This is a genomic window from Cellulosimicrobium cellulans (genome assembly GCF_042723955.1).
GTDB lineage: Bacteria > Actinomycetota > Actinomycetes > Actinomycetales > Cellulomonadaceae > Cellulosimicrobium > Cellulosimicrobium cellulans_H.
This window is the reverse complement of the sequence record NZ_JBHXIC010000123.1, coordinates 1-9,416: the sequence shown is the minus strand read 5'-3', so window position 1 is coordinate 9,416 and position 9,416 is coordinate 1. Positions and strand designations below refer to the sequence as shown.

General features: G+C 75.0%; 4 protein-coding genes. 2 read left to right on the top strand and 2 right to left on the bottom strand.

The features are described 5' to 3' along the window. Positions 1 to 90 precede the first annotated feature (90 nt). Both ACFWH7_RS19830 and ACFWH7_RS19825 read right to left on the bottom strand, forming a co-directional pair. Positions 91 to 2,394 (bottom strand): glycoside hydrolase family 6 protein, encoded by a 2,304-nt coding sequence (locus ACFWH7_RS19830; protein WP_378219184.1) that lies wholly within the window; start codon positions 2,392 to 2,394, stop codon positions 91 to 93. A 109-nt stretch (positions 2,395 to 2,503) separates the two neighbouring features. Further along, the gene (locus ACFWH7_RS19825) at positions 2,504 to 3,610 is read right to left on the bottom strand and encodes a LacI family DNA-binding transcriptional regulator (protein WP_378219182.1); all 1,107 of its coding nucleotides are present in this window, start codon (positions 3,608 to 3,610) and stop codon (positions 2,504 to 2,506) included. 80 nt (positions 3,611 to 3,690) lie between these two features. Between ACFWH7_RS19825 and ACFWH7_RS19820 the strand changes: the two genes are divergently transcribed. Both ACFWH7_RS19820 and ACFWH7_RS19815 read left to right on the top strand, forming a co-directional pair. Continuing rightward, complete coding sequence (locus ACFWH7_RS19820) at positions 3,691 to 6,459, top strand: substrate-binding domain-containing protein (protein ID WP_378219180.1); 2,769 nt, start codon at positions 3,691 to 3,693, stop codon at positions 6,457 to 6,459. A gap of 106 nt (positions 6,460 to 6,565) precedes the next feature. Further along, positions 6,566 to 9,286 (top strand): glycoside hydrolase family 48 protein, encoded by a 2,721-nt coding sequence (locus ACFWH7_RS19815; protein WP_378219178.1) that lies wholly within the window; start codon positions 6,566 to 6,568, stop codon positions 9,284 to 9,286. Positions 9,287 to 9,416 lie beyond the last annotated feature (130 nt).

The window sequence follows — 9,416 nt, the reverse complement described above, 5'->3', positions numbered from 1 at the left end:
TGCCCCGCGCGCCGGCGGGGCCCGCCGCGCCCACCCCCCCCCCGCCCCCCCCCGGGGGGGGGCGCACGCGCCCCGGCCGTCGGCGTCGGGTCAGGCGACCGTGCAGGTCGCGCCGTTCAGCGTGAACGACGTCGGCTCGGTGTTGGTCCCGGTGTGGGAGCCGTTGAAGCCGACCTCGACGCTCGCGCCCGCGCCGAGCGTGGTGTTCCACGCGGCGGGGGTCACGGTGACGGTCGAGCCGGACTGCGCGTACTGCGCGGACCAGCCCTGCGTGATCGTCTGGCCGTTCGCGAAGGCGAACGTCAGGTTCCAGTTCTGCAGGGCGGCGGCGGAGTTGTTCGTGATCCGCAGCGACCCGGTGAACCCGGTGTTCCACGAGCTCGCGGTGTACGCGACCGTGCAGGCCCCCACCGGGGTGGGGGTGTCGTCCTCGGTCGTGCCGGTCACCGTGCCGGACGTCGCGGACACGTTGCCCGCGGCGTCGACCGCGCGCACCGCGTAGACGTGCGCCGTGCCTGCCGCGAGCCCCGTGTCGGTGAACGACGTCGCCGAGACCTCGGCGACCTGCGTCCCGTCGCGGAACACGCGGTACCCGGTCACCCCGGTGTCGTCGGTGGACGCGTTCCACGCGAGCGCGACCGTGGAGGTCGTCACGCCCGAGACCCGCAGCCCGGTCGGGGCGGACGGCGCCTGGTCGTCGCCGCCCGCGCCGCCGTCCTCGTCCGTGCTCACGGTGAGCGGCGCGGACGCGGCCGAGACGTTGCCCGCGGCGTCGCGCGCCCGGACGGTCACGGCGTAGGACGTGCCCGCCTCGAGGCCGGTGACCGTGAACGAGGTCGTGGCCGTCGTGCCCACGGCCGTGCCGTCGACGAGCACGGTGTAGCCCGTGACGCCCCGGTCGTCGGTGGACGCGGTCCACCTCACGCTCGCCGACGTCGTGGTGGTCGCCCCGGCCGACAGGCCCGTCGGGACCGACGGCGCGGTCGTGTCGGCGGGGCCGCCGCTGCCGTCGCCCTCGATCGCCGGGTAGGCGTTCTCGACGAGCATCCGGAACTGGGACTCGAACCACTGGCCCGCGAGCGGGGCGTCGGGCAGGGCGCCCGTGAGCTGGTTGGCGAGCTTGGGCGAGACGAACGTCGGGTCGCACATCCGGTCGAACCGCTTGCCCTGGTCGTTCGGGATGTCGGACGACGCACCGTCGGACTCGCCCGGAGGCTTGACCCACACGTAGGCGTGCAGGTGCGACTCCGGGAAGCCCGCGGGCGAGACCTGCGGGCGCTCGCCGATCCCCGCGCCGGCCGGGTTGCACCAGGCGCCGCGGTGGATGCGCTTGTCGACGCGCGACTCGTTCACGTAGGTGTTGAGGTTCGTGGACGTGCTCACCGCCGTCGGGCGGTCCTCGCCGCCCCAGCCGTTGCGCGACGTGTCGATGAGCATGCCGATCGACGTCGGGAAGCCCTCCGCCACGAGCAGGTCGTAGAGGTGTGCCGTCCAGTCGGCCTCGTCGAAGTCGGCGTTCCACTCGTAGAAGGACGCCGAGCGCACCGGCGTGCTCCCGAGCTGGACGTCCTCGAGGAACGGCTCGTGCAGGGGGGTCGAGTTGGCCGTGTTCGTGACGAAGCCGGTGACGGACGCGTAACCCGCCTCCGTCGACAGCACGACCTCCTTGAAGAGCTTCGCCGCCGGGCCCGAGTTGCTCGGCCAGCCGAGCCAGCCGGCGTGCGCCGCGTCGATGTAGGAATACACGTTGCCGACGTCGTGGAGCGCGTCCAGCGCGTACTTGACGCCCTCGCGGTAGTACGGCGCGGACGCCTGGCAGTCGGGCGTGCTGATGTTCGTGATGAGGTTCGGCAGCGAGTCCGGCTCGATCGTCGCGACGATGCGCAGGTCCTCGTAGGCCGGGTCGTCGAGGATGTCGGCGATGACGTCGATGTACTCGGTCTTGTACCGCGCCATGTCGGTGGCGTTCGGCTTGAGCTCGCCGTTGGACGCGAGCGCGTAGCAGTCGCGGCCGGGCAGGTCGTAGATCACGAGGTTGAACACCATCGGCACGCCCGCCTGCTTCTGCTCGAGCGCGGCGTCGAGGTGGTGCCGCAGGCCCGGGCCGTCGGCGTTGCCCTCGATCGCGCTGATGCGGTCCATCCAGACCGAGGTGGGCTCGTCGGCGATCGCCCGCATACGGGACCCGAGGTCCCCGCCGGCGCGGTCGGCCGCGGCCTCGACGTTGGCGGACCAGAAGTCGTTGACGTACTGCGTGGCACCGGCGAACGGGTTGCTCACGCGTGGCTCGGCGGCGTTCGCCGGCGCGGCGGTCGCGACCAGCGGGGCGGCGAGCAGCGCGAGCGACGCGGCGACGGCCGCGCCCCTGCGCGGTCGACTGGATCGGGATGGCACGTGGTCCTCCAAGGGTCCGGGGGCGCGGACGGGTCCGCGCACCGGGCGGCTCTGCCCGGCGGGGACAACGTGACGAACGGCGGCCGTGGTCGGCTACCGACTGAAACGTTTAGGCACCCCGCGGTGGCGCCGTCGTCCCGCGCAGGAGGAGGCGCGCGGCGGGGCGCTCGCGGTCGACGGGCGGACGGGTCGCGGCCGGGTCGGCGTCGGGGCGCGCGACCGGGCGCCCGAGGCCCAGCCGCGCGACGACGACGTCCGCGACATGCGCGCCGAGCCGCTGGAACGGCCGGTGCACGGCGGTGAGCGCGGGGGCGACGAGCCGGCACGTCGCGGAGTCCTCGCCGGAGAGCACGGACAGGTCCCACGGCACCTCGAGCCCGTGGCTCCGGCCGGCCTCGAGAACGGCGAGCGCCGCGAGGTCCGTGTCCGTGAGCACGGCGGTGGGCCGCGAGTCGTGCGCGACCAGCCGCGCCGCGCGCGAGCGTGTCTCCTCCCACGTGCGGCACTCGACGACCTCGACCCGGGCCTCCGGGCCGCCCGCGTCGTGGGCCGCCGCGACCAGGGTGCGCGCCACCTCGTCCTGCGCGTCCGAGACGAGGACCGCGATCCGGCGGTGGCCGAGCTCGACGAGGTAGCGGGCCGCGCGGGCGTCCGCGTCGCCCGCGAACCAGGTCCGCACGCCCGGGGCGGCGGGGTCGGACGGGCCGGGAGCGACCTCGACGAGCGGGATCGCGGCCTCGCGGGCGACCCGTAACCGGGGGTCGCGCGCGTGGGCGTCGACCACGACGTACGCGGCGTGCCGCCGCTCGGACCAGCCCGCCTCGAGCTCCCGGGCGCCCTCGTCACGGTCGTCGGTGACCTCGAGGCTGAGGGCGAGGTCGTGCTCCGCGAGGACGGCGCGCATGCCGGCGGCGAGTGCCAGGGCACGGCCGGGTCCGGCTGCCCCCTCCGCCGCGTGCACGACCTGGAGCGCCACGCTGCGGGCGCTGGCGCGCAGCGAGCGGGCGGCCGCGCTCGGGCGCCAGCCGAGGTCGGCCGCGGTGCGCAGGACGTGCCGGCGGGTCCGCTCGGACACGCCCGGACGACCGTTGAGGGCGTAGGAGACGACGGCGATCGACACCCCCGCCGCGCGCGCGACGTCGGTGATCGTGATGCGCCGTTCGGCCGGGCTGACGGCGCGTGGCGTGGGTGCTCTGCCGGGGGAGTTGGTGGTCACGCTCCCACACTGTGCCCGGTTTGGGTGCATGATGCCTACCAGGACTCGGTGACGATGACGTGACGAGGACGGTGACGAGGATGTCGACGGACGCGACGAGGCGCCCGAGACAGGCGGGGGAGCACCTGACGTTCGGTGTGCTGTGCCCCGTGGTCGGAGGCTTCTACTTCGGGCGGTCCCTGGCGGGGATCGCCCGGGTCCTGCGGGCGCACGGGCACCGGGTGGTCGCCCTCCAGACGTACCCGGCGGACCTCGACCGCGACGAGTTCCCGGGTCCGCCAGGGCGCCGGCCGCTGCTCGGTCGCTCGTCGTTCGACGGGTTCGTCGTCATGACGACGGCGCTCGCGGACGCGGAGCTGCGCGAGCTGGACGCGTCGGGCATCCCGCTCGTGCTCCTCGGGGTGCGCGCCGACGGGCTGCGCGCTCCCGCGGTGTCGCCCGACAACGCGGGCGGCGTCCGCGCCGCCGTCGACCACCTCGTCGAGCACGGCCACCGGCGCATCGGCTTCGTCGGCAACACCGAGCAGCGCGACACGCTCGAGCGCTACGACGCCTACCGCGCCGCGCTGGCGGTGCACGACCTCGCGTGGTCGCCGTCGTGGGTCTACCGCACGCGCGACAACCAGGAGGCGAGCGCCGAGGTCGTCGCGCGGCGCCTCGCGTCCCGGGGCCTGCCGACGACGGCGACGCTCGCGGCCACGGACCGCAACGCCATCGGCTTCATGCGCGGCCTCCAGGCCAGCGGGTTCGAGCTGCCCGCGGAGCAGGCGGTCGTGGGGTTCGACCACGCCGACTCCGGCGCGCGCTCGCGTCCCCGGCTGTCGACCGTCGACCCCCTGCACGACCAGGTCGGCGAGCGGGTGGCGGAGCTGCTCGTCGCGCAGGCCCGGGGGGAGAGCGTGGGCCGCGAGAACCGGCTGGGGCGTGCGGCCCTCATCCGGCGCGAGTCGTGCGGGTGCCTGGAGGGGACGCAGGGCGAGCTCATCGGCGCCACGGCCGCCCGTGCCGATGCCGTGCCGGCGCCCGGCGACGCGTCCCGGCCCCTGGACGAGGTCGCCCGGGTCGTCTTCGCCCCCGTCCTCGACCGGTCGGACGCGCGCGGCGTCCTGCGCCGGCGCGGGCCGGACGGCGGCCAGCGCCCTGCGCCGGTCGACGCGTGGCTCCTCGTGCTCCGGCACCTGCTCCGGGGGGCCGCGGAGACGGGTGCTGTCCCCCCGGCCGCGGCGCTGCGCTCGCTCGCCGACCGGACCGCGGGCCTGCGCCCGTCGCAGGAGGCGCTCGAGCAGATCGTGCCGGCGCTCGAGACCGAGGTCGCCGCTCTCGTGCGCGACGTGCGGCGGCGACGCCCGGGCGCGCGCGCGTCCCAGCTCGGCCGGACCGTCCTGGCGCGCGGCGCCCACCGGGAACCCCCGACGAGCTCCGCCGCCGCGCGCGCCGAGGCGGTCCGGGCGACCGCGGCCGAGGTGGTCGTCGCGGTCGCCCGCGGGTGCGCGCACGGGACCGTCGCGCGCACCGGACGGCTCGAGCAGGACCTGGTAGACCTCTACGAGGTCGACCTCGGCCTGCTGCGCGGCGACGGCGAGGGCCTGCGCCGCCTCGACTGGCTCCCCCGCGGTGTGGGCGGGACGGCGGCCCTCGCGCTGTGGGAGGACGCCGACGACGGCTCCGGCCGTCGCGTCCTGCGGGTCGTCGGCGTGCGTGGCGGGGGAACGGCCGTCGAGCGGCTCGTGGGGACGGTCCTGCCGACCGCGCAGTTCCCGCCGCGCGAGCTCCTCGACCCGCGGTCGCTCACGGTCGTCGCGCCCGTCGCGTTCGGACGCTCCGACTGGGGTTTCCTCGTCGTCGGCGGCCTCGTGGACACGCGGACGACGAGCACCCGCGAGCGGTACAACCACTGGGCGGCGATGCTCGCCGTCGCGCTCGACCGGGAGACCCTGGTCAGCTCGCTGCGGGAGCAGCAGCACGCGCTCGCCGACGCGGCCGAGCGGGTCCGCGAGCTCGCCCTCGAGGTCGAGGCGGGGGCCGAGCGCGCCGCGCTCGTGTCCATCGCGTCCCACGACGGCACGTGGGACTGGGACGTCGAGACGGGCACCGTGCGCTGGTCGCCGGCGTGGGCGCGCATCGTGGGCTGCGACGTGGCCGACCTCCGGGACGACCCCGAGGAGTGGCTCGGCCGCGTGCACCCCGACGACGTGCAGGCCGTGCACGCCGCCGTCGCGGCGCAGCTCGCAGGGACGACCGAGCCGCTCGACGTCGAGCACCGCCTCCGGTGCGCCGACGGAGAGCACGTGCGGGTGCGCTGCCGCGCCGTGACCGTGCCCGACGCCGGCGGACGCCCGGCCCGCATGGTCGGAGCCCTCGCCGTCCTGTCCGACGTCGAGCGGTACCGCAGTGAGCTGCGCGAGCGGGTGCTCGTCGACCCCGACTCGGGCGTGCTGCACCGGACCCTGTTCGTGGACCGCCTCGAGCAGGCGATCGGGCGCGGCGGGCGGGTCGAGGGGTACGGCGCGCACGTCCTGGCCGTCGGGCTCGACGCGCCGCCGACGGTCCCCACGATCCACCGCCTCCGCGGCGCGCTGGGCCCGGCCGGCTCGCTGTGCGTGCTGGCGCCGACCGACCTCGTGGTGCTCCTCGACGGGGTCTCCGACGACGAGGCCCGCCACGCCGCGGTCCGCGCGGCGGGGGCGTGCGGGTCCGCGGTCGTCGAGCACCTCGGCGACGTCAGCGGCGCACCGGACGCGCTCGAGGTGCTGCGGCGGGCCGGGGTGGCTCTCGCGCGGCGCCGGGCCCGTGCGCACGGCGCGCTCGTGCCGTGGTCGGCGCAGTCCGAAACGTTTCGGGCGTTGTGACGGCCGGTCGCGGCCGCCGAGAGTCGATCGACCCGTGGGGGTGGGGGAGCCGACGACGGCGCCCCCGCGACCGCCGCCGCGGGGCTCGACGACGAGAGGGAGCACGATGCCACGCACGTCCCGGCGCGCAGCGCCACCACCCACCGCCCCGCACGCGCGAGCCGCGCGCGGCCGGCGCACGACGGCGGCGGCGCTCGCCGCGGGCGTCGCGCTCACGGCGCTCGCGACCGTCCCCCCGGCGAGCGCCGACCCTGCCCAGCCCCGGTCCACGACGGCGGAGGCGGCCGCGGCGCTCGTCGACGGCGAGTACACGCAGCGCTTCCTGGAGCTGTACGCGAAGATCCACGACCCGGCGAACGGGTACTTCTCGCCCCAGGGCATCCCGTACCACGCGGTCGAGACGCTCATGGTCGAGGCGCCGGACTACGGGCACGAGACGACGTCGGAGGCGTACTCCTTCTGGCTGTGGCTCGAGACGTCGTACGGGCAGGTGACCGGCGACTGGGAGCCCTTCAACCACGCGTGGGACACGCTCGAGGCGTACATGATCCCCACCACGGAGAACCAGCCCACCAACGGGGCGTACAACCCGGCCAAGCCCGCGACGTACGCGCCGGAGTTCAACCACCCGAGCCAGTACCCCTCGCAGCTCGACACGTCGGTCTCCGTCGGCTCCGACCCGATCGCGGCCGAGCTGCGGTCGACCTACGGCACGCCCGAGGTCTACGGCATGCACTGGCTCGCCGACGTCGACAACGTGTACGGCTTCGGCGCCGCACCGGGCTCCTCGACGCTGCTCGGGCCCGACCACGAGGGCACCTCGTACATCAACACGTTCCAGCGCGGCCCGCAGGAGTCCGTCTGGGAGACGGTGCCCCAGCCGTCGATCGACGACTTCAGCTACGGCGGCGAGAACGGCTACCTCGACCTCTTCACGGGCGACGCGTCGTACGCGAAGCAGTGGAAGTACACCAACGCGCCCGACGCCGACGCGCGCGCCGTCGAGGCCGCCTACTGGGCGAACAAGTTCGCGACCGAGCAGGGCCAGCCCGAGGCCGTCGCCGACACCGTCGGCAAGGCCTCGAAGATGGGCGACTACCTGCGCTACGCGCTGTTCGACAAGTACTTCAAGACGCCCGGCTGCGAGTCCACCTCGTGCGCTGCGGGTTCGGGCCGGAACAGCGCGCACTACCTCCTGTCCTGGTACTACGCGTGGGGCGGGGCCCTCGACACGTCCGGCCCGTGGGCCTGGCGCATCGGGTCGAGCCACGCGCACTTCGGGTACCAGAACCCGATGGCGGCCTGGGCGCTCGCCAACGACCCGGCGCTCCAGCCGGCGTCGCCCACCGCGAGCGACGACTGGGGCACGAGCCTCGACCGCCAGATCGAGCTCTTCCAGTGGCTCCAGTCGCCCGAGGGCGGGATCGCGGGCGGCAGCACGAACTCGTGGGACGGCCACTACGCCGACCGGCCCGACGACGTCGCGACGTTCTACGGCATGGCGTACACCGAGGCGCCCGTCTACCACGACCCGCCGTCCAACTCGTGGATGGGCATGCAGGGCTGGGGGGTCGAGCGGATCGCGCAGCTCTACGAGGAGACGGGCGACGAGCGCGCCGGGGCGATCCTCGACAAGTGGGTGCCGTGGGTCATCGACCACGTCACGGTCACGGACGACTCCTGGCAGATCCCGTCCAACCTCGCGTGGTCCGGTCAGCCGGACGACTGGGACCCTCAGGACCCGGGCGACAACGCGGGTCTGAGCGTCGAGGTGACGGGCTACGGCCAGGACGTCGGCGTCGCCGGTGCCCTCGCCCGCTCGCTCATGTACTACGCGGCCGGCGGCGAAGGGCCTCAGCACGACGCGGCGCAGCAGGTCGCGAAGGACCTGCTCGACGCGATCTGGGAGCAGAACAGCGACCCGATCGGCGTCGCCACGACCGAGACGCGTGCCGACTACGCCCGCTTCGACGACGTCCTGACGTCGACCACGGGCAACGGGACGTACGTGCCGGCCGGGTGGACGGGCACCATGCCGAACGGCGACGTCGTCGAGCCGGGGGTCTCGTTCCTCGACATCCGCTCGTTCTACCTCGACGACCCGGACTGGGCGAAGGTCCAGGCGCACCTCGACGGCGGACCGGCGCCCGAGTTCACCTACCACCGGTTCTGGGCCCAGACGGCCGTCGCGACGGCGCTCGCCGACTACGACCGGCTGTTCGGCGAGGACGTCCCGACCGAGCCGGACACCGAGTCGCCGACGACGCCCACCGGCCTCGCGGTGACCGGCACCACGTCGTCCACGGCGTCGCTGTCCTGGACGGCGTCGACCGACGACGTCCGCGTGGCGGCCTACGACGTGCTGCGGGACGGCGTGGTCGTCGGGTCCACGGCGCGCACGACGTACACCGACGAGGACCTCGACCCCGAGACCACGTACCGGTACACGGTGCGGGCGCGCGACGCGGCGGGGAACCTCTCGCCCGTCTCCCTCGCCGCCGAGGCGACCACGCTCGCGGACGACGGCGGCCCGGAGCCCGGGGCATGCACCGCGGCCTACCGGACCGCGGGGTCGTGGCAGGGCGGGTACCAGGGCGAGGTCACGGTCACGGCCGGCGCGTCGGGCGTCTCGGGCTGGACCGTGTCGCTCGACCTCGCGCCCGGCGGCCTGTCGCAGGCGTGGAACGCGACGACGAGCGTGAGCGGGAGCGTCCTGACGGCGACCAACGTCGGCTGGAACGGCACGCTCGCCGCCGGTGCGACGACGTCGTTCGGCTTCATCGGCACGGGAGCGCCGCCGTCGTCACCGACGGTCGCGTGCGGCTGACACCCGGCTGACCGTGGTGAGGGCGGTCCGCCTCCCGGCGCGCCCCCCCCCCGGGGGGGGGTTTAAACAAATCCGAGCCCCCCCGAGTTTGGGGGCTGTGTGGGTGGTTTAAAAAAATACCCGCCCCCCA